The sequence below is a fragment of the Acinetobacter sp. RIT698 genome (assembly GCF_009668065.1).
Taxonomy (GTDB): Bacteria; Pseudomonadota; Gammaproteobacteria; order Pseudomonadales; family Moraxellaceae; genus Acinetobacter; species Acinetobacter guillouiae.
Genome location: NZ_WJYH01000017.1, coordinates 13345 through 38579, shown reverse-complemented (window position 1 = coordinate 38579; position 25235 = coordinate 13345). Strand labels below are relative to the sequence as shown.

At 37.6% G+C, this 25235-nt stretch carries 22 protein-coding genes; 15 read left to right on the top strand and 7 right to left on the bottom strand.

The genetic code is table 11. From position 1 onward, the window contains the following. The first annotated feature begins 262 nt into the window (after window positions 1–262). The 4 genes from GJV03_RS09640 to GJV03_RS09625 are packed head-to-tail and all read left to right on the top strand — an operon-like array spanning window position 263 to window position 2337. Window positions 263–706, top strand: coding sequence for a PAAR domain-containing protein (locus GJV03_RS09640; RefSeq protein WP_154129970.1), 444 nt, complete (start codon window positions 263–265; stop codon window positions 704–706). Next, window positions 699–1250, top strand: coding sequence for a PAAR domain-containing protein (locus tag GJV03_RS09635; protein WP_154129969.1), 552 nt, complete (start codon window positions 699–701; stop codon window positions 1248–1250). Before GJV03_RS09640 ends, GJV03_RS09635 begins: the two co-directional genes overlap by 8 nt. A gap of 3 nt (window positions 1251–1253) precedes the next feature. After that, the gene (locus GJV03_RS09630) at window positions 1254–1868 is read left to right on the top strand and encodes a hypothetical protein (RefSeq protein ID WP_154129968.1); all 615 of its coding nucleotides are present in this window, start codon (window positions 1254–1256) and stop codon (window positions 1866–1868) included. Window position 1869: 1 nt separating this feature from the next. Further along, window positions 1870–2337, top strand: coding sequence for a hypothetical protein (locus GJV03_RS09625; RefSeq protein WP_154129967.1), 468 nt, complete (start codon window positions 1870–1872; stop codon window positions 2335–2337). A 326-nt stretch (window positions 2338–2663) separates the two neighbouring features. Here GJV03_RS09625 and GJV03_RS09620 read toward each other — a convergent pair whose 3' ends face one another. The 3 genes from GJV03_RS09620 to GJV03_RS09610 all read right to left on the bottom strand — a co-directional run bounded on the left by GJV03_RS09620 (window position 2664) and on the right by GJV03_RS09610 (window position 6237). After that, the gene (locus GJV03_RS09620; protein ID WP_154129966.1) at window positions 2664–4631 is read right to left on the bottom strand and encodes a family 2A encapsulin nanocompartment cargo protein cysteine desulfurase; all 1968 of its coding nucleotides are present in this window, start codon (window positions 4629–4631) and stop codon (window positions 2664–2666) included. Next, window positions 4606–5538: a family 2A encapsulin nanocompartment shell protein gene (locus tag GJV03_RS09615; RefSeq protein WP_004721119.1), complete on the bottom strand. Its 933-nt coding sequence runs from the start codon at window positions 5536–5538 to the stop codon at window positions 4606–4608. Before GJV03_RS09615 ends, GJV03_RS09620 begins: the two co-directional genes overlap by 26 nt. A gap of 210 nt (window positions 5539–5748) precedes the next feature. Then, window positions 5749–6237: a rhodanese-like domain-containing protein gene (locus GJV03_RS09610; protein WP_004721117.1), complete on the bottom strand. Its 489-nt coding sequence runs from the start codon at window positions 6235–6237 to the stop codon at window positions 5749–5751. 279 nt (window positions 6238–6516) lie between these two features. Between GJV03_RS09610 and epsC the strand changes: the two genes are divergently transcribed. Further along, on the top strand, window positions 6517–7425 hold the full coding sequence (epsC, locus tag GJV03_RS09605) for a serine O-acetyltransferase EpsC (protein ID WP_004820985.1): 909 nt from the start codon (window positions 6517–6519) through the stop codon (window positions 7423–7425). 60 nt (window positions 7426–7485) lie between these two features. On the opposite strand, the gene GJV03_RS09600 is transcribed toward epsC, so the two are convergent. Then, window positions 7486–8631 (bottom strand): hypothetical protein, encoded by a 1146-nt coding sequence (locus tag GJV03_RS09600; RefSeq protein WP_154129965.1) that lies wholly within the window; start codon window positions 8629–8631, stop codon window positions 7486–7488. Between the two features lie 266 nt (window positions 8632–8897). On the opposite strand from GJV03_RS09600, the gene clpB reads away from it, so the two are divergent. Together clpB and GJV03_RS09590 are read left to right on the top strand one after the other, a co-directional pair. Continuing rightward, complete coding sequence (gene clpB / locus GJV03_RS09595) at window positions 8898–11477, top strand: ATP-dependent chaperone ClpB (protein ID WP_004721111.1); 2580 nt, start codon at window positions 8898–8900, stop codon at window positions 11475–11477. Between the two features lie 525 nt (window positions 11478–12002). After that, a complete protein-coding gene (locus GJV03_RS09590) occupies window positions 12003–12467 on the top strand; it encodes a hypothetical protein (RefSeq protein WP_004721109.1) in 465 nt (154 codons plus the stop codon). 18 nt (window positions 12468–12485) lie between these two features. Here GJV03_RS09590 and rlmKL read toward each other — a convergent pair whose 3' ends face one another. Beyond that, complete coding sequence (rlmKL, locus tag GJV03_RS09585; RefSeq protein ID WP_004721106.1) at window positions 12486–14690, bottom strand: bifunctional 23S rRNA (guanine(2069)-N(7))-methyltransferase RlmK/23S rRNA (guanine(2445)-N(2))-methyltransferase RlmL; 2205 nt, start codon at window positions 14688–14690, stop codon at window positions 12486–12488. Window positions 14691–14879: 189 nt separating this feature from the next. On the opposite strand from rlmKL, the gene GJV03_RS09580 reads away from it, so the two are divergent. The 8 genes from GJV03_RS09580 to GJV03_RS09545 all read left to right on the top strand — a co-directional run bounded on the left by GJV03_RS09580 (window position 14880) and on the right by GJV03_RS09545 (window position 23501). Continuing rightward, a complete protein-coding gene (locus tag GJV03_RS09580; protein WP_154129964.1) occupies window positions 14880–15470 on the top strand; it encodes a LysE family translocator in 591 nt (196 codons plus the stop codon). An 808-nt stretch (window positions 15471–16278) separates the two neighbouring features. Next, a complete protein-coding gene (locus GJV03_RS21465; RefSeq protein WP_034612908.1) occupies window positions 16279–16638 on the top strand; it encodes a hypothetical protein in 360 nt (119 codons plus the stop codon). 112 nt (window positions 16639–16750) lie between these two features. Further along, window positions 16751–17344: a hypothetical protein gene (locus tag GJV03_RS09570; protein ID WP_154129963.1), complete on the top strand. Its 594-nt coding sequence runs from the start codon at window positions 16751–16753 to the stop codon at window positions 17342–17344. 94 nt (window positions 17345–17438) lie between these two features. After that, window positions 17439–18455, top strand: a complete 1017-nt coding sequence (locus GJV03_RS09565) for an aspartate carbamoyltransferase catalytic subunit (RefSeq protein ID WP_004721095.1) — start codon at window positions 17439–17441, stop codon at window positions 18453–18455. 16 nt (window positions 18456–18471) lie between these two features. Then, window positions 18472–19707, top strand: coding sequence for a dihydroorotase (locus GJV03_RS09560; protein ID WP_056510562.1), 1236 nt, complete (start codon window positions 18472–18474; stop codon window positions 19705–19707). Window positions 19708–19900: 193 nt separating this feature from the next. After that, on the top strand, window positions 19901–21451 hold the full coding sequence (locus GJV03_RS09555; protein ID WP_154129962.1) for an OmpA family protein: 1551 nt from the start codon (window positions 19901–19903) through the stop codon (window positions 21449–21451). A gap of 144 nt (window positions 21452–21595) precedes the next feature. Further along, window positions 21596–22630, top strand: coding sequence for a lysozyme inhibitor LprI family protein (locus GJV03_RS09550; protein WP_154129961.1), 1035 nt, complete (start codon window positions 21596–21598; stop codon window positions 22628–22630). Between the two features lie 91 nt (window positions 22631–22721). Beyond that, complete coding sequence (locus GJV03_RS09545) at window positions 22722–23501, top strand: Rossmann-like and DUF2520 domain-containing protein (RefSeq protein ID WP_154129960.1); 780 nt, start codon at window positions 22722–22724, stop codon at window positions 23499–23501. A 42-nt stretch (window positions 23502–23543) separates the two neighbouring features. On the opposite strand, the gene GJV03_RS21460 is transcribed toward GJV03_RS09545, so the two are convergent. Together GJV03_RS21460 and GJV03_RS09540 are read right to left on the bottom strand one after the other, a co-directional pair. Next, on the bottom strand, window positions 23544–23702 hold the full coding sequence (locus GJV03_RS21460) for a hypothetical protein (protein WP_004721086.1): 159 nt from the start codon (window positions 23700–23702) through the stop codon (window positions 23544–23546). 129 nt (window positions 23703–23831) lie between these two features. Beyond that, window positions 23832–25235, bottom strand: coding sequence for a PLP-dependent aminotransferase family protein (locus GJV03_RS09540; RefSeq protein ID WP_154129959.1), 1404 nt, complete (start codon window positions 25233–25235; stop codon window positions 23832–23834).

The window sequence follows — 25235 nt, the reverse complement described above, 5'->3', positions numbered from 1 at the left end:
TTGTAGTATCTCGCTTTTTGATTCAGATGCTCAAGCATGTGATTGTTAAATTATAAGACAAGAAAGATGTATGTGATTTACTTTATGCGATTGGTCATAAACTTAATAAGCGAGATAATCAGAACAGAAGCGCCATAAAAGACTGTCGTTAATTTGAGTAAGTTATTAAATGTAATTAACAATTACATTAAATTTTTCTTAATAGTTAGTTTTATGTTTTAATCGCTATGTTCTTCATTCAATAACAATAATTGGACTAAGTATGACAAAACCTAAATTTTTACATGAATTACCAATTGAACAGTTAAAACAGATGTCTCAAGAAGACATAAAGCAAATAATAAAAGCAGAGCAGCTTTATTTTCGACATAGGTCCAAAAAGATCTATTACCTTGCGGTAAATGGGGCTAAAACCAAAAATGGTGGGTTAGTTAAAGCGAGTGCATTGGAAAGCCGAATTGGTGGAATGCCTATTGCTTTAGTTGGTGACGATGTCATTTATGCAGATGGGACAAATTCTAAAATCATTTCAGGTGCTGGCAAGGGGTGCCTTATAAATGGTCAGTCCGTTGCATTGGTGGGAAGCTACTTAGAGAATGGTGATGAGATTATAGATAGCCCTAACAACTCTGTAGCTATAAATATCTTTATCGGTGATAAGGCTCCTGAAGGCTTTTTGTGCCAAGAAGGTGTTAATCATGGCTAAAGGTTTTGCAATTCATAACTCTATGACAAATCATGGAGGCATCATTCAAGCAACTCAACAGCGAACATCCCAAATGGGAAATCTATTTCTATGTGCAGGGGATGGTCACTTTTGTCCTAAGTGTAAATGCTGGTCGACAATACAACCGAGTCATAACCATATTATTATGGACGGAAAACCAGTCGCTTACGTTGACGATCTATTAAGTTGTGGAGCTAAAATTTTACCTAAACAAGATCATGTTGTTGGAACAAGTCAAGGTTCTCTTTATATTCGTTCTTCAGGCTCAAAAGAGCCTTTACAAAATAGCTATGTAGATAAAGTAATCTCAACAAATTTTGGTTTGCAGTATCAATTATTAGATGAAACTACGAATGAACCTATCACAGAATTACCTTATAGAATAATAAGAGCTTCAGGTGAAGTTATTGAAGGCATCACGGATGCTGAAGGAAAAACACAAGCCATCAACTCAGGAAATGAAGAAGAACAGATACAATTCATTATCCCTGTCTTATCTGAAGCTATGGAAAGTTGGAAGTAAGCTATGAGCGATAGTATAGGGTTACCGAATGGTCAATTTCCTGAAGATGTAGAGCTATGTAAGTATAATTCTTTAACTTGTAACCCAATTTTAAAAGTTGATAATTATTACAAGGCAGCACCATATAATTTCTTTTTTGATAGTTGGTATTGGTCACAGGCCGAACTTACTAATAAACTTGAAGTTTTGTTAGCTGTACGTTTTGGACTAGAATATGATATTAATAAATTAGGTGATGGCATGCTTAGCAAGCTCTCATTTAATACTCAAATGTATATAAAATTCAGCCAGTACGTTAAAAAACATGCTCAAAAAGAAGCTTTACAGATTATTCATGAATTTGAAAAAACAGCATTTAGTCTAAAAGTGAAAACTGGCTTTTCACCTACAGATGTTATGCTTATTTTGGGAATCAAAAATGCCATGGATATTAAGCAAGTTCTCTTAGATACAAGGGCGTTGGCTCGTAATAATTATTGCCCTTTATATATTAATAGACAAACTTTTAATAGAATTTTTAAACAAGACTATCATGCAGGAATGGTCAAACAATTAACAGATGACAGAACCTATAGAGGGGAAGGTCCTCTCACCCCATTTCCACCAAATAGGTATTAAAATGAAAAAAAGAATAATTTTTATTTGCTTTATCTCTGTTAGTTTAAGTGCTTGTTCTAATGCTACTGAATTAGACAGTAAGGAATTAAAGCAATCATTTGAATCTTCAAGTGCTTATTTCTCTTTGGATACACCAATTTATAAGGTAATAGATAAAAAAATCAAGAGTGAAGTATCTGATGCTATTTATAATTCAGCATTAATGAAAGTGTCTATTTTAAAAGCTTATGAAGAACAAAGTCTTTTCAATGGAAAAATAGAAAATGATGCGTTGCCTAGCTTAATTTCCGACTATTGTTGGATAGGGAAGTTTGTATCTGATTATAGCAAGATTAGACCCACTACAAATCAGGAAGATTTAAAGACGCTTAAATGGCTGGAAGATAAGCGTATTAAATGGAAGGCTATCATTCAAAAGAATTATGCTGATCCAAGATTTGTTAGCTTGAAAGATTACTGTCCTTACTAACAGGTACTGCTTACATAATTTACTTTAAAGTTATGAGTAATATCGACTTAAAAATGATGCAAAAATAGGTTGATGAAAATAGTGGTAGATCAAACTGATTTAAACTAAATGGTGGCTTAATTTTTTTGTTGTAGTGTAGCGTTTTATCGAATTTAGGGGGTGTTTTTAGCCATTGGATAAATTATGTACCCTATTCAAAAATAGATCATATAATCTTCACCTCGAAAATCACATGCCTAATTAATTAAGCATGTGATTATGATCGATCAATAAAGTCTTTGAAAACTAAAACTTAAAAACTAAGCTTTAAAAGCTAAAGTTTAAAATTAGGATTTATAAGGTTTAGCACGGCGGAGTTGATGCAATACTGAAACCAATAAATCTATTTCCTCAGTGGTATTATAAAACGCAAGAGAAGGGCGTACCGTACGTTCAACACCGAAACGGCGTAAGATCGGTTGCGCACAATGATGCCCAGTACGCACGGCGATACCATATTGATTGAGTACTTTCCCGACCTCTTCCGTTTCATAGCCTGCCAGTGTAAAAGACATCACACTGGCTTTATTTAATGCAGTACCAATCAGGCGTAGTCCAGAAACGCTTTGTAGTGCATGTTGACCATATTCAAGCAAGTCATGTTCATAACGTGCAATGTTATGGATTCCAATACTTTCTACGTATTCTAAAGCAGCGCCTAAGCCAACAGCATCTGCAATATTCCCCGTACCTGCTTCAAATTTATTTGGTGCAGGTTGATAGACCACATTCTCAAACGTCACATCCTGAATCATATTTCCGCCGCCTTCCCATACAGGCATGCTATCAAGTAATTCAGACTTGGCATAAACAGCGCCAATACCCGTTGGGCCAAAAACTTTATGCCCAGAAAACACAAAGAAATCGGCATCTAAGGCAGTAACATTGGTGGGCATGTGCGAAACAGACTGAGCACCATCAATCAAAACTCGCACACCTGCTGCATGCGCCAATGCAATAATTTCTTGAGTAGGCGTTACAGTACCCAAGGCATTTGAAACCTGTGTAATCGAAACCAGTTTGGTTCTAGGATTGAGCAATTTTACAAACTCCTCAATCTGAATCTGACCAGTATCATCTACAGGAATTACACGGAGTTTTGCACCAGTTTCTTTACTGAGTTGGTACCAAGGCACAATATTGGCATGATGTTCAAGATGGGACACAATAATTTCGTCTCCCGCTTGAATATTCTGTTTACCCCACGATTTTGAGATTAAGTTGATGCCTTCTGTTGTACCTCGAACAAAGACGATATTTTTTGCTGAAGCGGCCCCAATAAAGCGAGCAACAACATCACGTGCATGCTCATAAGCATCACTGGCACGTGCTGCAAGTTCATGTGCTGCACGGTGAATATTCGAATTTTCATGTTGATAGAAATATGAAATTCGATCGATGACCGCCTGAGGTTTATGGGTGGTGGCTGCATTATCCAACCAAACTAATTGCTTACCATTTACACGCTCTTGTAGGATGGGAAAATCCCGACGGATTTGCAAAATATCAATGGGTTGATAGTTCTGAGCATTCGCTGGTATTTGCACATCTGAATGCGGACGAACAGCTTCAATGGTGGGTGATTGAAGAAAATAATAACCAGACGCTGCTGTTGCAGGTTTGTCATTACGATCTTGTAATACACTTTTTAATTGCTGATCATCTGTCACATGATAATCATCAAACGCATATGGATTTTTAAGCACATCAGTTTGAGCCGCATTGGTATTGACTGTTTGGGCGCTGGTAACTTCAGGGTGAGGCAGATCCAAAAAGTAATAACTCGATTGAGCTTGATGTGGCGCAGTGGTTGTTAGGTTTGATGGTGCAGTCTGTTGTGTGATTTGTGTAGGATTCAAAGACAAATCTAGCTTTTGTCCGACAGCAAATGGATCAGGAGTATTTGCACCACCAACAATGGGCGAAGAAGATAGAATTCTACGCTCGGGATGGTCGGCGGTCGGTTCTACATAGTGATGTGTAGAATCCGGGTTTAAATTTGCCTGTTGCACAATGGCAGGTATGCGCCCAGACAATGCAGTAATCGGGTCTTTAGGCTGTGGTTGGTGACTAATACCTTGAGATCGTTGATCGGGTATATCAAAGTTAAAACCTTGTGGGTTTTGCTTGGGTAAAGCCGAAAAAAATTCAGCAGCCAATTGTGCAATGACAGATTCACTGATGGGTGCATCAGCAATATGATCAGAAGAAATATCTGGAGTAGATTGATTACTTGTAAGTTGTTGGATAGTCATGGTACTTGTCTACCTCCACATCTTCGAGCACAGCGAGTGCATCATCTGTCAACACAGCAAGAGAACAATATAAGGAGATTAAGTAAGAGGCGATTGCATTACGATTGATGCCCATAAAGCGTACAGATAGGCCAGGTGCCTGTTCACCAGCAAGACCTGGTTGGAATAAGCCAACAACACCTTGACGCTTTTCACCAACGCGTAACAAGATGATTTTGGTTTTGCCGTCTTCAACTGGAATTTTATTTGAAGGAATCAGTGGAATACCGCGCCAAGTGATGAACTGTGAACCAAATAGGCTTACAGTTGGTGGTGGAACACCACGACGAGTACATTCACGTCCAAAAGCTGCAATCGCATCGGGATGTGCTAAGAAGAAGCCTGGTTCTTTCCAAACTTTACGCAGTAAATCATCAAAATCATCTGGTGTGGGTGCACCCGTCAAAGTGGAAATACGTTGCTCATCTGCAACACTAGCCAATAAGCCGTATTCAGGATTATTGATCAATTCACTTTCTTGACGTTCTTTAATTGTTTCAATGGTTAAACGTAACTGTTCTTTGATTTGATCGTGTGGACTACTATATAAGTCAGAAACACGGGTATGAATATCCAGTACAGTGGAAACACCATTTAAAAAATATTCACGTGGATTAACTTCATAGTCGACAAAAGTTTGTGGAAGTGTTGCTTCATCACGTTGTGTACAAGCCACCTGAATGTCATCGGTATTGCTGACTTTGTTGACCCGATAAATACCTGCTTCAACAGGGGTCCATTGCAATAAATGTGTCAGCCAACGAGGTGTAATAGTTGAGAGTTGAGGTACTGTTTTTGTCGCATTGGCAAGTTGACGGGCTGCTTGATCATTTAGCGCTTGGCGTGTGACTTCTTGGTTCTTAGCCATGTTTTAATCCTTGGTGGTATTTGAAATTAATTATTGATTACTCATTTGATTTAAAAATGCTGTTTTTTATCATCTCCAATAAAGTAAGAATTTTGCTATTGGTGTTTAATTGTGACGGGTATTTATTGCATTAATTTGATTCTAATTAAGAGCGTCTTTAATCATTCTCAACTGCTTATAAAAATTCATAAGGGGAATAAAGCAAAAGCTTTATTCCTGACGCCAAGGTAAGTTGTGGAAACGCCATCCATTGAAAGAACCCCGATGATCATTTTCATCAAGGTCGCCTTCAAAGCCTTGTTCGATATTGTAAATATTTTCAAAACCCGCATTAAAAGCCACATTTGCAGCGGCTGCGGAACGTTTGCCACTACGACAAAGCAGTAGAATAATCTTGTCTTTTCCAATTTTAGTTTCAAGTTCTTTGGCAAAGCGTGGATTGCGGTTTAGAGCAGTTCCTGTTGCCCAAGGAATATGAATGGTATCTTCTACATAGCCCACAAACTTACGTTCTTCGTTGGTACGTACGTCGACAATCACCACATGACCCGCTTTAAACAAAGCCCATGCTTCATGAGGTAAAATCGTCCCTGTAAATTCTAAATAATGATCTTCTACACGTTGTTTTGCTTGTTCAAAGATGTTTTCAATTTGAGCCGTTGTTAATTCGGTAAAGTGTTGTTGATTTAAACTCGTCATTTCAGTTGCCTTTCTTCAAACTTAGAATTACATCTAAGTCTTGATGTATCAGATGTATTGATAACAACTATAATGATTTTCTATATTCTATAAATTAATAAAAATTGAATTGCTTATTCTTATTTTGAAATAAGGTTTAAATGATTTTTAAAGATATCTTTATACGAAGAATGTTTATCTACAAGATTGCTAATAAAATAGTATTTACATATTCAAAGTGAATAATAAAATTTCATGTTAAGCGCATGGATTGTGAAAGTCGTTTCAGTAGGTAAATATATGACCCAATGGAATATCCCCAATATTGTGGATGAGCTACAACAAGCTCGAAATGAATGGCGTACTCAACGTAAAAGCTTAAAAGACTTTGGCGGTAGGGAATTACCTTCAAAAGATGAAATTAAGAAAATTATGAATGATCTGTGTGGCATTTTGTTTCCAATGCGACTTGGACCACCTGACCTACGCCAACAAAGCGAAAATTTTTATATTGCACATGCACTTGAGAAAACTCTGCATTCATTATTGGAGCAAGTCAAACTTAATCTAACCTATGATTATAAATATAAAAAGCACAACGAAAATGCCGATGTGATTGAGGTATTGGCACAAAGTATCGTCAGTGAGTTTGCGCAAAAATTACCAGATCTACGTCGTATTTTAGATACAGATGTTATTGCGGCCTATGATGGTGATCCAGCAGCGCGAAGTGTCGATGAGGTTTTATTGTGTTATCCGGGTATTTTGGCAATTATTTACCATCGTATTGCACATGAGTTTTATAAAAAAGACTTGTCACTGTTAGCACGTTTAATTGCTGAGATTGCACATTCAAAAACTGGCATAGATATACATCCGGGTGCACAAGTCGATCAAGGTTTCTTTATTGATCATGGTACTGGTGTGGTGATTGGTGAAACCTGTATTATTGGTAAAAATGTGCGGATTTACCAAGCCGTAACGCTTGGCGCCAAACGTTTTGAAATTGATGATTCTGGGCGCTTACAGAAAGAATATGCACGTCACCCAATCGTTGAAGACAATGTGGTGATCTATGCAGGTGCAACCATTCTTGGGCGTATTACCATTGGTCAAGGCGCTGTAATTGGTGGGAATGTATGGATTACTCAAAGTGTCGCAGCGAATAGTGCGGTTTCTCAAAGTTCTGCGACAAAGTCAGAAGTGTAAAGCTATTGAATACTTAATGAATAAAGTGGGTTAGAGTTTTTATTAGGTTAAAACACTTCATTAATAAAGTGGAATGATGTAGTAAGTCTGATCAGTGGAGATGATCAGTTTATTTCTACTTTGATATATCCAAGCAGAGTCAATGGGCAGCTTAAATTGTTTATTTTGCCCATGCTGTTTGATTTCGAATACATCATAACCAATGGGCGTAAACCAAAATACATAATGATTTCCTGAGCCCTTAACATCATCAATACTTTGATATTTTAGATATTTGGCATTTACAGGTGATGATTCCGCTGGTTTTTTGCATTCAGGCAGCCCTATTTCATTTTCTAACTGTGGCAGAAATTGCGAAAAATCACGACTATAGATATAACTTTGTGGTGTTTTTAAGAGCTGTGTTTCGGGATCAACCATTAAATAGCATTCTGCTTGGTATTGTTGTAGATAAAGCTTTAACTGTTGAATAAGCTTTAAATTAAAAGGTTCGGCAGGTTGAACACGATAATCATCTGGTGAAAAATCACGCTTTGGCTCTTCAGGCCTGTCTCTAAAAATATCTTTGAAATTTTCGATTACAGATTGCTGTTGTTGTTTGAGTTCTTCTTGAGCTTCTGCGGCTTCTTTAGCAGAAATATATTGAGGATCAAAATAAACCGTAGTGCCATATTCTAAAACTTTCTTTTGATAGGTCTTTTCCTGTACCATTTTTTCTAAAATTGTCTGAGAAAATGCAGTATAAGAAAATGAAGTCATGGCCGTTAAATTTTGTGTCTGTGCATTGAACAAATAGGCTTGCATTGGATCATTCACACCAGATTGAAAGGTTTTAATAGTGATGAGAAAGTGATTGTGATTTAGCGCGAACATTTGATCGATAAATTGATTTGTTTGTGCAGCAATGGAATGAGGCTGAATCTGTTGATCGTGATTTAAATCGTAAGTACATATTTTAAAGTTTTTTACAGGTTTTTGTTTCACATCACTTTCAGGGCAACTGTAGATGATAAAATTTTCATTGATGGCTTTTCTATTTATATCATCAGACGTTTTAAACCATTTTAATTCTATGCCTGATATATTCGGTGTTAATTGCTGGATATGTTTGTGCGGAAATTCTTCACTATTTGGCGATTTGTAGCCACAGGCATACAGTGCAGATACTGCAATTAACACAGTTAATGATTTACCGAAAGTCAACATTGTTCTTATACTAAAATCTCTCAATACTCCTTACTCTAAAGCATATCGTTGAAAATACAAACGCTTAAAAAACTAATCCTCTATATTTTTCCATCAGCTTACTTGAAAAATAACGTTTCAGCACAGATATTAATACTGAAATCTATTTCAAGTGTTTTGGTAAGTTTTTGAAAAATATATAAATTAATTCATTATTGCTATTGAAATCGAAAAAAACGTTCCCATTTATTATTCAAGTACAAAATTTGTTGTGAGGAATAACAAGAATGCGATTTGAAAAATTTACGAACCGCCTGCAGCAAGCCTTATCTGATGCACAATCTCAGGCAATGGGTAATGATAATACCGCAATTGAGGGTATTCATATTCTTTCCGTTTTGTTGGAAGAACCATCCAATCTAAGTCTGTTGCAACAGTCAGGCGCCAATCTACCTGAGTTAAAAACAAAACTGCAAAAAGCTTTAGCTGATGCACCAAAAATTGGAACACCGACTGGGGATATCAATTTAAATCCAGAAGCTGTACGTGCGCTTAATTTGGCAGATAGTTTTGCTCAAAAAGCAGGAGATGAATTTTTATCTACCGACTGGGTGATCTTGGCACTTGCTGAAACAGGTGCAACCAAAACATTGTTAACCAGTGTAGGTGTAACAACCGACAAACTACGCAAAGCAATTGAAAATATTCGAGGTGGCGAACAAGTTATGGCAAATAACCATGAAGATCAGCGAGATTCACTCAATAAATATACTGTAGATTTAACGGCACGTGCTGCGGAAGGCAAACTCGATCCAGTGATTGGTCGTGATGAAGAAATCCGTCGTACCATTCAAGTGCTGTCACGTCGGACTAAAAATAATCCGGTATTGATTGGTGAACCAGGTGTAGGTAAAACAGCGATTGTTGAAGGTCTGGCACAGCGTATTATCAATGGTGAGGTGCCTGAAGGCTTAAAAGGTAAACGTGTTTTATCATTAGATTTAGGCTCGTTGCTGGCTGGTGCAAAATACCGTGGTGAGTTTGAAGAACGTTTAAAAGCAGTACTCAAAGATCTGGCTAAATTTGATGGTGAGATCATCCTGTTTATTGATGAGCTACATACGCTTGTCGGTGCGGGTAAAGGTGATGGTGCGATGGATGCAGGTAATATGTTAAAACCTGCATTGGCACGTGGTGAATTACGTTGTGTCGGTGCAACAACTCTGGATGAGTATCGTCAATTTATTGAAAAAGATGCAGCTTTGGAACGTCGTTTCCAAAAAGTTCTGGTGGATGAACCAAGTGTTGAAGACACCATTGCAATTTTACGTGGTCTAAAAGACAAATATGCAACGCATCATGGGGTGCAAATTCTCGATTCTGCCATTATAGCTGCTGCGAAAATGTCACATCGCTATATTACAGACCGTCAATTACCAGATAAGGCGATTGATTTGATTGATGAAGCAGCATCACGTATCAAAATGGAAATTGACTCAAAACCTGAGCCACTTGACCGTTTAGACCGCCGTTTAATCCAATTAAAAATGCAATTGGAAGCGGTGAAAAAAGATGCAGATTCAGTCAGTAAAGCTGAAGTTGAGCATTTGGAAAAACAAATTGCAGATGTTGAAAAAGAATATAGTGATTTGGAAGAAATTTGGATTGCAGAAAAGCGTCTAGTCGATGGTACAAATCAGGCGCAAATCGAACTTGATAAAGCACGTACTGCATTTGAAAAAGCGCAACGTGAAGGTGATTTGGCAGAAGCAAGTCGTTTGCAATATGGCGTGATTCCAGAGTTGCAAAAACGTTTGAATGAAGAAGAGGTTGCGGAAGTCAATGAAGAACCGAAACTGATTCGTACCAAAGTGACTGAAAATGAAATTGCAGAAGTGGTCAGTGCTGCAACCGGTATTCCTGTGTCAAAAATGCTACAAGGCGAGCGTGAGAAATTGCTTCATATGGAAGATTTCTTACATAACCGTGTGGTTGGGCAAGATGAAGCTGTGGTTGCTGTCTCAAATGCAGTTCGTCGTTCACGTGCCGGCTTATCTGATCCTAATCGTCCAAGTGGTTCGTTCTTATTCCTTGGACCAACAGGGGTGGGTAAAACCGAGTTAACCAAGGCTTTAGGTAACTTCTTATTTGACAGTGATGATGCAATTATCCGTATCGATATGTCAGAGTTTATGGAAAAGCATTCGGTGAGTCGCTTGGTGGGTGCACCTCCAGGTTATGTGGGTTATGAAGAAGGTGGTGTTTTAACTGAAGCAGTACGCCGCAAACCGTACAGTGTGGTGTTATTTGATGAAGTTGAAAAAGCCCATCCAGATGTATTCAACATCTTATTACAAGTGTTGGATGATGGTCGATTAACTGACTCACAAGGCCGCGTGATTGACTTTAAAAATACCGTGATTGTGATGACATCGAACTTAGGTTCAAGTGATGTACGTGAACTCGGTGAAGGTGCGAGTGATGAAGATGTTCGTTTAACGGTGATGAATGCCGTATCACAACATTTCCGTCCTGAGTTTATTAACCGTATCGATGAATTGGTGGTGTTCCACTCGTTGAAAAAATCACAAATTCGTGGCATTGCGGATATTCAATTGGATCGTTTACGTTCACGTTTATCTGAACGAGACATTGGATTGAAAGTCGATGATCAGGCCTTTGATATTCTGATTGATGCTGGTTTTGATCCTGTATATGGTGCGCGTCCACTTAAACGTGCAATTCAACAACAGGTTGAAAATCCATTGGCTCAGCAAATCCTTGCCGGTCAATTTACAGCAGGTGATACCATCTTAATCAGTGCTGAAAATGGTCAACTTGATTTTGGTAAATTAAAATTAAGTTAATTTATCCAACAGTATAACCGAAGCCAACTACCGCAAGGTGGTTGGCTTTTTTATTGGATAAGCATTTATATTTTTGCGTGTTATTTTGAATATAAGGTATGGCATTGCAAGCTTGAGGACTTTTTAGTGTTCTACATAAGTGCAAGCATTGGCGTAAGGGGAAGTAATCTTGATGGATAGCACTTGTGAAGGGTAATTGAGGTTGATTGAACAGCAGAATGCCACATTAAGACTTTCCGCATAATAGGGAAAACACTACACATCACAGAATTGATGCAAAGGTTTAAAGCCTGTTTGATTCCCCAATCAAGCATCCAGAGCTATAGGGATGCATAGATCTATAAACCATCTAGAAGAAGCAATCGGCATAGCCTTGGCTCTTCATCATATTATTTTAATCATCAGATATTTATGCGTGTTTATTTAGGTTTTACCTATTATCGGGTTTTTCATGAATTTATTGAAAAAACGGTCAAAAATTGATAGTTTTTTCAATGAGGAATAATAAGAAAGGAAAAGTTGATCATGATGATCAAAGATAAGGACAAATCTGATTATTTAAAAATACTCGGTTTTCTCTTGATGGCATTTAGTTCGATAGAGGCATTGGCAGATAAATTAGATGATCAAGATCTTGCAGCGCAATCTGTAGGTGTGGTTAAACTGTCACCCATTATTATTAAAGCTGTAAAGGAAAATGCACAACAACCTGTCGAAGAGCAAAATAACCTGCATAAACAAGTTGCTCAGGAAAGGTCGGACGATGCTAAAAAAGATGAAATTTATTCTACTGTATTAACTGATTTCGAGTGGCAGAAAAAAGATCCAGATCCAAATCAACCTGGGGATAAATATTTAAAACCACTTGAAAAATATAGAATAATTGAGGTTGGTTATAATCCATATCAACGCCATGATGTCCGAATTACAACCCAAGATCGCGTTACACTTTATATAGGACACGAAATTGACCCCGTGGCTTATAAATAAGCCCGAGGTCTAGTATGATTAAACAGGGAAGTGTTTAATTTTCCATGCTCTATGGATTTTTTGATTACGTTTGAAATCTAAGCCAATTGTTTCATTGGTGATCTCTTGTACATCAAACATTGCATCGATTTCTTCGTCCATCTCAAAACCACGATAGTTATTTGAGAAATACAACGTTCCCTCTGTGGTTAGACGATTCATTGCACGTTTAAGTAAAGAAATATGGTCACGTTGCACGTCAAAAGTACCGTAGAATTTCTTTGAGTTTGAGAAGGTTGGTGGGTCAATAAAAATCATGTCATATTGTTCATGACCTTCTTTTAACCATTCAAAACAATCACTTGAGAAGAATTGATGCTGTTCATCTGGATGATCAACTGTTAAGCCATTCAAGACAAAGTTTTCTTTAGACCAATTTAGATAAGTATTGGATAAGTCAACACTTGTCGTACTTGCAGCACCCCCTAAAGCAGCGTGTAGACTTGCTGTAGAGGTATAACTATACAGGTTCAGGAAATGTTTTCCTTTAGCCTCAGCTGCAATACGTAGACGCATTTGACGGTGATCTAGGAATAATCCAGTATCCAAATAATCAGTCAAGTTGATTAAAATTTTGGCTTTACCTTCTTGTACGATAAAACGTTTAGATGCAGTACTTTGTTTTGCGTACTGGGTTTTACCTTCTTGACGGGCACGGGTTTTGATAAAGATTGCATCACGACCTAAACCTGTTACGGCACGGATTGAAGCCAAAGCGAGGTTAAAACGTTTTTTGGCTTTTTCTGGGTCAATGGTTTTTGGTGGTGCATATTCTTGAACATGTAAACGATCACCATACAAATCTACAGCGACATTAAAGTCTGGTAAATCTGCATCATAGAGACGTAAACAATAAATATCTTCTTTTACAGCCCATTTCTTTAAAGCTTGCATATTTTTTTGCAAACGATTGGTAAAGTCTTCCGCACCTTCGATTTTTTCAAATTGTTGAGGTTGCCAATCTGCAAGGAAAGGTTTAACCACTGCTGCAGGCTTAATATCACCAAAACGAATATAAATTGGCAATTTACCATTCATTAAACGTAAGATTTGTGGATTGTTAAATGCCAATACATCAGCTTGTTCAACAGCCGCTGCGATAACGGCAGCATGCTGATTCGGGAAATTCTTTTGTAGAAGTGCTGACAGACCCAGATATAAAGCTCGGTTAGAGGCTTTTTCCCCTAAACGCTCACCATAGGGTGGGTTGGTGACTATAAATGAAGTTTTGCCTTCTGCTTGGAAATCAGGCCAATCTGCTAAAGTACGCTCTTCAATTTGAATTTGATCCAGTTGTTGCTCAAATCCAGCAGCAATAATATTTTGTTTGGTTGCTTTTACTGCTTCCCAATCTGCATCATAGGCATAGAATTTAGGTAAAGGTTGTTCTAAGGCAACTTTATGACGTTCAGCTGCTTCAGCTTTAATCGACATCCATAACTCATGATCATGTCCATTCCAGCCATTAAAGCCGAAACGGCGCACTAAACCAGGTGCACGATCAGTTAGGATCATCAATGATTCAATAATAAAGGTTCCTGAACCACACATTGGGTCAAGAATAATTTCTGGATTACGTTGTTTAAGCTGTGCTTTTTGTAGGATAGCGGCGGCTAGGTTTTCTTTAATCGGCGCATCTGTCATAAAACGACGATAGCCACGCTTATGTAAAGAATCTCCAGATAAATCTAAACAATAGGTGTGTTCAGTTTTTCCAGCAAGCACATACAGGGTAATTTCAGGCTGTTTAATGTCGATACTTGGACGTTTACCGACAGCTTCCATGAAAGAATCAACCACACCATCTTTAACACGTAAAGTCGCAAACTGTGTATTGACTTTAATATCACGTTCTACGTGAAGACGAATTGCGAAAGTACTTTGTGGTGCAAAAATAAGTGACCAATCAAAATTGATCGCACCTTCATAAAGTTCTTCTGCAACGTCACGTGCGTCATGGGTAAATTCAAGTTCATGAACATGAATCGGTGTCAGTACACGAGAAGCCAAACGTGACCACATACAAACACGGTATGCATCTTCGAGTTTGCCTTTAAAGATTAAACGTCCAGGAAATTTTTCAATATCTTGAATCCCTAAACCTTGAATTTCTTCTTGCAGTAAGGTTTCTAGTCCATCTGCACAGGTAACCCAATATGTAGAAAGACGTGGTTTCGAATTCATGAATATTTCCAAAGACATTAAAAAAGCAATCGCGTATTTTAGCGTATTTTAATGACGAAAACTTATAGAATGGCCTTTTAAGTCCGAAATTTTATAAAAAGTACTAAATTCAGTTAAAAATTTGGGTTTTTTGCTTGAAATATATTCAAATATCAATATGTAGATAAGATCAAATATCGAATTTAAAAAATGCTCAGTCTTATTGTTTCAATGTTTATTTTTTCGCTGTCTATGTCGATTTCACCAGGACCTGTGAATTTGACCATTTTAACCAGCAGTATGAATTATGGTGTAAAAGCAACTTTTGCATTTATTTCAGGGGCGACCATTGGTTTTACCCTGTTATTGGCATCAGTATGTTTTGGTTTGTATCAAATGATTGTGATCTATCCTGTACTTCTTGATGTGATCACGATTTTGGGAACAGTTTTATTGTTGTGGATTGGACTCAATATTCTACGTGCAAAAGGGACCGTTATCTCAAGTCAACCCCATGATGAAGCAAAAATACCAACCTTTATACAAGGTGCATTAATGCAATGGCTAAATCCTAAAGCATGGATTGCCGCAGTGGCGGGTACAGGGCTATTTTCAACGGGGCATATCCATGCTGTTTTATTGGTTTTTGTAGTGATTTATTTTGTCGTCTGTTATCTATCTTTATTACTGTGGGGGATTGCTGGTGAAAAGTTAGCAAGCTTTTTAAATACAGGAAATCGAGCACGTCTTTTTAATATCGTGATGGGACTGTTATTGATTTTGATTTCATTGGAAATGTGATGGCGCTATTTTTATCATTAAAATTTGATTTAACTTTCTTACATTCAATGTAAGGCTTAAACATGGATTTATTTTTACAATTGCACTGATGTATTGAATAGAATAGTGTCGCTGATAATCATGATGTTTTAGTTGATAGGCTAGGTCAAATGACTAAAAAGCAAAAAAATCGAAATATTGAGCAAGGCTCTGAAATATTTGAAGTATTACTGATTTGCATCAAGTCATTGATCATAAATGAAGCTTATGTTTTTGTATGAACTTTTAGAAACTCTTGGTTATCCATTCATTTTTGTATTTTTGAATCATAGATGGTGATCCTATAGTGGGGCGACAGGGATGTCGCCGTTGGGCGGGGGTAAAGGACGTACCCCTCGCACGACGAAAGATTTTTGTCACTTTTCATCTCTGAAAAGTGAGGCATCGCCTACGCAAAGCTATTTAAACTTTGAATGTAAGGTGTGGCATTGCAAGATTTTTAGAATTAAACAATTTATTTTTCTCATGTAATTGATTTAATTTAAAATATTGATTAAGAGAAATTATATTCTCGTTTCTGAGTTTTTTGACAGGTTGAATATAGTTCATGATGAGCGCAAAGTGCATACGGGGCAATTTCTAGATCTATTTGAAGGTCCTCAATGTGTGGGGTGGGTTCTAGTCGGTAAGCGTTTAAATAGAGAATAATGTGTATACATTATTAATTCATTTTATAGTGTGATTTTGGTACATAATTTGCTTGATTATCCATCGTATTGGCTCAGAAATTTAATTGAATTTTAATGAATTAATAAATACGGGGATTTCTATGCAAGATCTTAACAACAGCAGATTTATTGCACATGCAGATGCGTTTTCCATCGGGGCATTAATCTTAACGCGATTAAGACGTGTGACAGGGCGTGTGATTGATGTGATGTATTTAGTGGATAATAAAAGCTATGCACAGTATGTGATTGATATGTCATTGGCGACTCAAGATCCAGAATTAAATCGTCATGCCTTGCGCTTACAGCATTTATTAGAACAGGAACAACCAGCTTCCTCTGTGAATACAGTAACGACAACGCAAGTTGAACAAAGCGAGGACGCATATGTTTCTGGTGCAACAGAAGAAGAAATTTATCGAGCACAAGTTTCACATCACTATATTGGTGCATTGAGATAAGTGGGGGCAATAAGCTCTAGCTACAGCGCTAGAGCTTAATTGATATAGTGTGATTAAAATTAAAACTCATTTATAGTATTTTTAAGCTGAGGATAAGTTGTGAGACAATCACTTGAGTTATACGAAATTCAATGCAGAAATTAGCAAATATTTAAAAAACAACCAAATGATTTACGTTGGTACGGTTGATGAGTCGGCACAACAAACTGAGCTGCGATTAAGTCATTATCATCAAGCAAAGGCTGTTGTGTTTAAACTGTGGGTTGAACAGAAAAAATATAAAGAATTAATCTCCTGTGCACATGGGCGTTGGTATCCTTATGAGGATTTTACTCTGCCATTGGCACAATATTTTGCTGCTCAAAAGGATTTTCCACATTTAAAATTTCTTTGTGAACACGAGATCCGCTTTCGTTTAGAAGATACCTTAAAGTGCTTAAAACGTGTAAAAGAATACGATGTGACATTAACCAATATACAAATATCGGAATATCTATTGCATGATTTTGATTCACAAAAGTACCATCCCATAGCAGAATTACTTAAATGGCGTAATCAAGCCTTGCTGAGAATAGATGCTTATATTGAGCTGTTAAAAGATCAATCAGATATTGACTACCTCAATATGATTCAGCAACTTCGAGAAAAATTGATGAACTTAACGCTCAAACTGGCAGACTTAAAGCAGATCAAATTTAAAATTTGATCGCTGACTTTTATGACTATTTGTCCAAAACTTCAACTGCCAAAGAAAAAGAAAATCTGTATAATACGTTAACTTAACCTCTAAGGAATCTCTCATGCACTTGGCGGCATTGCATACACCGAGTCAGATTCAACTCAATAATGACGGAAACTTAAAGCATTTCCTGACCATCGAAGGTCTTTCTAAAGCAACCCTCACCAAAATTCTAGATACAGCCCATTCCTTTATAAATGATCAAAATCAACTGATAACGACACCACTTTTAGAAGGTCGTACAGTGATGAACTTATTCTTTGAAAATTCGACACGTACACGAACTACTTTTGAAGCGGCTGCAAAACGCTTATCTGCAAATGTATTGAATATTGATATTGCACGATCAAGTACTTCAAAAGGGGAAACATTGCGCGATACGCTATGGAACCTCGAAGCGATGGCAGCAGATATTTTTGTTGTACGCCATTCTTCATCAGGCGCAGCGCATTTTATTGCTGAAACAGTTTGTCCGCACGTTGCAATCATCAATGCTGGAGATGGGCGTCATGCTCATCCAACTCAAGCAATGTTAGATATGTTAACCATTCGCCGTGAAACGAAAAAGAATTTTGAAGACATTAGTCTGGCGATTATTGGTGATATTAAGCATTCGCGTGTGGCACGTTCAGATATCGCAGCGTTACAGACTTTAGGTTGTAAAGATATCCGTGTAATTGCACCAAATACTTTGCTTCCGTGTGGTTTTGATGAATATGGTGAAGGCGTCCGCTTGTTCAATAAAATGGATGAAGGCATTAAAGACTGTGATGTGATCATTACTTTACGTATTCAAAATGAACGTATTGATTCACCAGCTTTGTCGTCACAAGCTGAATTTTACAAAATGTATGGTTTAAATAAAGATCGGCTTGCCATGGCTAAACCTGATTGTATTGTTATGCATCCGGGACCGATGAACCGCGGTGTAGAGATTGATTCTAGTATTGCTGATGGTGCGCAGTCGGTAATTTTGCATCAAGTGACCAATGGTATTGCAGTGCGAATGGCTGTTTTGGCTTTGGCAATGCAAGGTCAGTTGCAAGAGAAAGGTTTGTTAGAAGCAATTGCAGTTTAAGGTTAAGGATAAAGTCATGAGTAGTGTAAAAATTGAAAATGTACGTGTCTTAGACCCAATCAAAAAAATTGACACTGTACAAACGGTTTATGTTGAACATGGAAAAATAGTCGAATCATCTGCCAATGTCGTAGATACAATTGACGGACAAGGAAAATGGTTGATACCGACCATGGTGGATTTGTGTGCACGATTACGTGAACCAGGTCAGCAACAGCATGGTACCTTGAAGTCAGAAGGTAAAGCGGCACGTGAAAATGGTATTTTGCATGTATTTACCCCACCTGATTCAAAGCCGATCGTGCAAGACAATGGTGCTTTGATTCATGGACTTGTAGAAAAAGCCATGTTAGATGGTGGTATTCATTTACAAGTGATTGGTGCGCAAACCCAAGGTTTAAATGGTAAACAACCCGCAAATATGGCAGGTTTAAAAAAGGGTGGTTGTACTGCCGTTTCAAACGCCTATGCTACTTTTAAAGACGATGATGTAGTTCTGCGTACCTTGGAATATGCGGCTGGTTTAGACATGACCGTGGTGTTTTATCCAGAAGAACACCAGATCGCTAAAGATGGTTGTGTGCATGAGGGATTTATTGCCTCACGCCAAGGTTTACCGATGATTCCAGCACTGGCTGAAACAATTGCTATTGCGAAATACCTATTGATGATTGAAGCGACAAGCGTCAAAGCGCACTTTGGTTTGCTTTCAAGTGGTGCATCTGTAGAGTTGATTAAAATTGCAAAAAACAAAGGTTTGCCTGTGACGGCAGATGTTGCAATGCATCAATTGCATTTAACAGAACACTTGATTGATGGTTTTAATTCTTTGGCACATGTGCGCCCACCATTGCGTGCTGAAAAAGACAAAGAATTACTGCGCCAAGGTGTCAAAGATGGAGTGATTGATGCGATTTGTACCCATCATGAACCTTTGAGTGGTTCTGCGAAATTAGCGCCTTTTGCCGAGACTTTACCCGGTATTAGCGCATTTGATACCTATGTCTCTTTTGGGGTGCAATTGGTTCGTGAAGGTTTGTTTGAACCTTTAGAATGGGTTGAAAAAGTTACGCTTGCTCCTGCAAAAGTGGCCAATATGACGGATCGTTGGGTCAAAGAATCGGGTTGGGCATTGGTTGATCCAGATCTAGAATGGATTGTTAGCAATGACAGTATTTTATCTCATGGAAAAAATACGCCATTAATCAATCAAAAAATGGTCGGTAAAGTGCTACAAACGTTTACTGCCTAAGCTGTAAAATTTACATAAGCGCAAAAATTGAAACAAAAAGCCAGCATAAGCTGGCTTTTCAAATAGATATTGAACACGCTGTGCTACAAAAAGCTATTATAACTATTAGAATTTAATCACTAGAATAAAAAATGATCAATAAAATGATTTTTAATGTGACAAATACAACAATGAAATCGGAGTGTCCAAAATTATGAATATTATTGAGCTTCTAAAAGAACGGGTGACCACAAAAGTTTTACAGGGTGATCTTCAGTTTCAAGATGAAAAAATCGGTGCTTTAAGTGCCTTTTATCCCATTCTCCTCTCAGTTTTAAAATCAAAACCAGAACTTATTAATACACTTCAACAAAATCTAAATTCTCGCTTAGGCGATATTTTCAGTCACCAACCAGAAACGGTCGCGCATTTTTTAGGACTGGTTGCGGGCAATGCACCGACCCAAGAAATTGAAACCACATTAAACCATTCCATTGCTCCGACTTTATCATTGCTTGCAGATCAAGCAGGTTCAGATGGTAAGCATGAAATTTTTGATTTTATCAAAGCGCAATGGAACAATATTCAAGATGCTTTGCCAGCTTGGGCAACAGGATTATTTGCCACACTGGGCTTAAGTGTAGGCGGTCTTGGTTTCGCAGCCACAACGCAAGCTGCACCCGTGGCTGAGGCTGTTATCCCCCCTGTAGAACCTGTGGCACCGATACCTGTACAAAGTGTATCTCCAACACCAGTACCTCTTGATACGTCTACAATCACAACAAATTCGATCCAAGATGAACCTAAAAAATCCAATTGGTTATTGCCAATTATCGCTCTGTTGGTGATTGCAGGATTGGCCGCATTGTTATTTAAACAATGCAGTAGTAAACCGCCTGCTGGGGGAGATCCAGTAAGCAGTGGAGCTTCACAAGCTGTTGCTGATTTGCAAGCCGCTGAACTGCAAATTTCTACAGATGCTGAAGGTAAATTAGCAAGTTGTCAGGCACAATCGAGCAGTCAATCTTTACTGGATAGTTTAAAAACCAGTATTGCCTCAGTGTTTGGCCAAACCGATCATTGTCAACTTACAGCCAGTGGTGCTTATGCTGCTGATTTGCCAGATCAAAATGCTGTAGATCAGGTGTTGGCTAAAATTAAAGGCATTCCAAATATTTCACTGGCTTGGATCGGTGATCAACTTACCATTCAAACAGCAGATTTAGCGCAAGCACAAAAATTGGCAGACGAGTTAAAAGCTGTTGTTCCTAATCTACACATTTCTGCACAGCAAACAGCCGATGCAAATGCAGCTGCAACCAGTAGTGCTGCAAATGTAGATACAAGTAATTCACAAGCAGACCAAGCACTTTCAAGCATTCAGGCAGATAAAGCCAATGTAAATGATATTGCCGCTGCATTGAATTTACAGGTGATTAATTTTGCGACAGGTTCTTCTGGTATTCCAGAAGCCAATAAAGCGATTTTGGATAAAGCAGCGAATTTGTTAAAACAACTACCAGATGCAAAACTTGTGGTTAAAGGTTATACGGATAATGTTGGAAATGCAGATTCAAACAAAAAGTTATCTGAAAAACGTGCAAAATCGGTTGTTGCATATTTGGTTGAAAAGGGCGTACATACCTCGCAGTTAACTGCTGAAGGACATGGTCAAGACAATCCAATTGCAGATAATTCAACCGAAGAAGGGCAATTTAAAAACCGCCGTATTGAGTTTGAAGTACTTGGTGCAACGACGCCATAATCTTTTTGAGCGGTATGTTCGGTGTTAAAACAGGCATAAATTGTATAAAAAGCTTCTGAATATCCAGAAGCTTTTTATTTTTTACTCGAAAATTCTTCAATTATTTGGTTAAATGACCCACATAAAAATATGATCGGATAAACAATGAATAAATCATTAAACCCATTATTTATGATTGCTGCGATTTCGAGTACCTTAATGCTGTCAGGCTGTGATTACTTCAAAAAGAAAAAAGATGAAGGTAATTCTGAACTTGCAGAGTGGAGTTGTACCAATCAAGATAATATCAATCAAATTCAAAAATATTTGAAAGATGAGTATTTGCGTGAAGTCGCAGATAATATTAAAAATTCTGGTTATGAAGCTGACCAAGCACTACTTCAGAAAATTAACAATGCTTTAAAGTTTGAAGTGAAGAATGTTCGTACGATTACTGAAGATTCGTCTAAAACCAATCAACTGGAATGTGAAAGTCAGTTAATGGTTCAATTCCCGAAAGGCTTACAACAGCGTGCTGAAAATTCATATGCAGAATTTGGGCAAGATTGTGAGGAGGGATGTGAGGGTGATGGGTATCGCAGCATACGTGAGTATATCGAAGCTGGTGAATCTAAATTGGTATTGGCCAATGATCAGCTGAAAGGCAAGTTTAATTATAATATTGTGAAAACAGACAAAGATGGTTTAACCCTTGATGTGCTTAATCAGGATGCTGTTATCCAAGGGGTAACTTTTGTTACGGTAAAAGCGGTGCAATACGCAGCCTATATGAAAGAAAATAAAGATATGCATGAACGCGAGCAGGTCAACCAAATTGAAAATGCAGAGCAAACAACGCTTGCACAAAAAGCCATGGATATCCGTAAAAAAGAGCTAGATGAAGAAAAGCTCAAACAAGTGGATCGTTTAAACCAGGCCTGGGATAGTTTGAGTGATGAACAAAAAGAACAATTTAAGCAAGATCAAACAGAATGGTTTGAAAAACGTGATGTTGATTGTAAAGTCATTTCACAGAAAAGTTTTGGTGATATTCCAGACAGTGAAATTGAAACCTATCAGCAACAACGTCAATATTGGGATGATGCGATGTCTCAGCAAAACAAAGAGATGCAATATACCAAGTGTTTTAATAAACGTACCGCTGAGCGAATTATTTATTTAAACAATGCCTTAAATTGATGTAGTCATCAAAATAATCTGAGAGGGATGAATTGATTCATCCCTTTTTTATTGGCATGCTGTAACTATATTTAAAGTTTTAGATGTCGATATGCGTATTAGTATTGTTGGTTCAGGTCGTGTCGCTACACATTTTGCAAAAGCATTGTCAAAACAACATCATATTGTTCAGATTTATAGTCGTGATTTAAACAATGCACAACGCTTAGCCCAGCAGGTGAATGCTCAGGCAATTGATGCTGTGCATTGTATAGACCCTGAAATTGATTTATTAATTATTGCGGTAAGTGACCAAGCCATTGCTCAAGTCATCCAAACGATTCATTCACAACTTTCGGATGTTTTGATTGTTCATACTTCTGGCAGTACCAATCTCAATATATTGACTGAACACCATGTAAAATCTGGGGTTTTTTATCCCTTACAGACTTTTAGCTTTGAACGTGAAGTGGATTGGCAGAATACTCCGTTATTTATTGAAACAGCTTTGCAAGAGGATTTGTCTGCTTTAACGACGCTTGCAAATAGTCTAAGTAATCAGGTTTATCCATATAATTCAGCACAGCGGCTGAGCTTACATCTGGCAGGGGTATTTGCCTGTAATTTTACCAATTATTGTTATGACATGGCTAAACAAGTGGTCGATGCCCAGCAGGTCGATTTTAATTTACTGTATCCATTAATTTTGGAAACAGCAAAAAAAGCCACTCAAAATGATCCTGAAACAATGCAGACGGGTCCTGCAAGGCGTGGAGATGTGAATATTTTAAATATGCATCAGCGCATGTTACAGGATATGGCGCGGGAAGATCTTAAAGATGCCTATACACTTTTAAGCCAACAGATACAGAAAAAACACTCACTTGATTAAGTGAGTGTTTTATCAATCGTATCTTTTGAAATCAATTGAGATCTAGTTTAAAGCAGCGTGATCTGCACCAATTGTGACAATAACACCAATACAAAACAGGCTACAGTAGATAAAAAACCAGATGATCATGCGTTTAAAGGCTTTGTCTGAAATCGAGCTATCAGCATATTGTGGTTTTTTAGGGCTTTTGTCATCATTCATCGCAAAATCTCTTTCTGCTTAATATAGATTCATTATGGATAGAAAAGTGTTCACACTGTAGATACAAAAAATTAGAAAAAAACTATAACAGATAAGTAAGCAATGATGAATCTGTTATAAAAATTCAGCTTATGTCGTCACTGATTTACCAATAATATAAATCAATTGGTTTAATGCATTTTGAATCTTTTCATTCATTTCAAATGAACAATTCATCCGAATAAAGTGATTTTGTTGATTGCTAATATTAAATAAGCTGCTCGGCGCGACACTAACACCGTGTTCTAACATGTGCTGATAGATATCATTACTATCGACTTGTTCAGGCAATTCAATCCATAGAAAGTACCCGGAAGGATAATAATTGACATGGCATTGCTCAGGTAAATGGGTTTTTAAATAATTAAAATATTGTTTTTTATAACGTTGTAAGGTGGATCGTAAAGTTTTTAAATGTTTTTCATAATGACGATGAGAGAGGTATTCAACCAAGGCATTTTGGATAAATGAGTTGACTGAAAGGGTGCTCATAAGTTGAGTGTGTTGAATATGTTCAGAGAATTTACCTGCATAGACCCAACCGATACGAAAACCTGCACCTAATGTTTTTGAAAAAGAAGAACAATGTAATACCCAATTTTGTTGATCAAAATACTTCATAGAGAGGGGTTTTTTCTGATCATAGTAAAGTTCTTCATAGACATCATCTTCAATCAAATAAATCTGATATTGGTTGAGTAACTTCGCCAATTTTAATTTAATTTCGTCACTCACAGTAAAGCCAATTGGATTCTGACCATTTAACATCATCAAACACACTTTAATTGGATATTTTAAAATTGCCTGTTCGAATGCGTCTAAATCAATGCCATGTTCAGGGTGCTCTGGAATAGTAATTACTTTTAATCCAAGTCGTTCAGCCGCTTGCCATGCCCCATAAAAAATCGTTTGTTGTAATAAAATATAGTCCCCAGCTTGTGTAAGTGCTTGCAATGAAAGATTTAATGCATCTAAACCTCCAGACGTAATCACAATATCAGATGGATCAGTGGGGATGCCTTGCATAGCATACTTTTGAGCAATAATTTTTCTCAGTTGATAATTTCCGGGTGGGAGGCTGGGTGTTTGTTCATAGCTACGCCGTTGTCGAGCAAGTTGTCCGAGCGTTTGTATCAGTTTAGCGGAGTAGAGCAATTGGCTATTGGGAAAGGCAGAGCCTAAAGGGATAATGTGTTCAGACTGTGTTGATTTTAAATATTTAAAAACAACGGAGTTAATTTCAACTGTTTCATTAATCACATGTAATGTAGTGGGGTGATCTGAGCTTTGTTCTACAACAAAATACCCTGACTTTTCTTTTGAATAAATCAGACCTTGCGCTTCGAGCTCTTGATAAGCATTCATCACCGTAATCAGGCTTAAACCTGATTGTTCAACCTGTTGACGTAGTGAGGGTAACTTTTCATGCGCTTTCCACGTCCCATTTTCAATCAATAGTTTTAGGCTATGGGCCAGTTGTTCAGATTTATACAT